Origin of the sequence: Microbacterium oleivorans (assembly GCF_023715745.1) — a bacterium.
GTDB classification, from domain to species: Bacteria; Actinomycetota; Actinomycetes; order Actinomycetales; family Microbacteriaceae; genus Microbacterium; species Microbacterium oleivorans_D.
Genome location: NZ_JAMBOV010000015.1, coordinates 1 through 460 on the forward strand (window position 1 = coordinate 1; position 460 = coordinate 460).

The window sequence follows — 460 nt, forward strand, 5'->3', positions numbered from 1 at the left end:
GATACTAGCAGCACTGGCTATGCCGCACTGAACTACCGTGGCGGCTACGGTAGTGCCAATCTTGGCTACAGTCGCAATGATGGATTCAGGCAACTCTATTATGGCGTCAGTGGAGGCGTGCTGGCTCACGGGGACGGTGTGACCTTAAGCCAACCGCTGAATGATACAGTGGTACTAGTGAAAGCGCCGGGTGCGGATGGGGTCAAAGTGGAAAACCAGACCGGTGTGACCACCGACTGGCGTGGTTATGCGGTTGTGCCTTACGCCACTGAGTATCGGGAAAACCGAGTGGCTCTTGATACCAATACACTTGCAGATAATGTTGACCTTGATGATGCAGTAGTCAGCGTGGTGCCCACCCACGGCGCGATTGTGCGAGCAGATTTCAAAGCCCATGTTGGTGTCAAGTTGCTGATAACCCTGACCCGTAAAGGTAAACCGGTACCGTTCGGTGCAATGG

Annotated in this window: 1 protein-coding gene; it reads left to right on the forward strand. The window is 54.1% G+C overall.

The window, feature by feature from the left end:
- Positions 1-460 (forward strand): fimbria/pilus outer membrane usher protein (locus tag M3190_RS15210; RefSeq protein WP_251583559.1); only part of this gene is annotated, 460 nt, incomplete at both ends.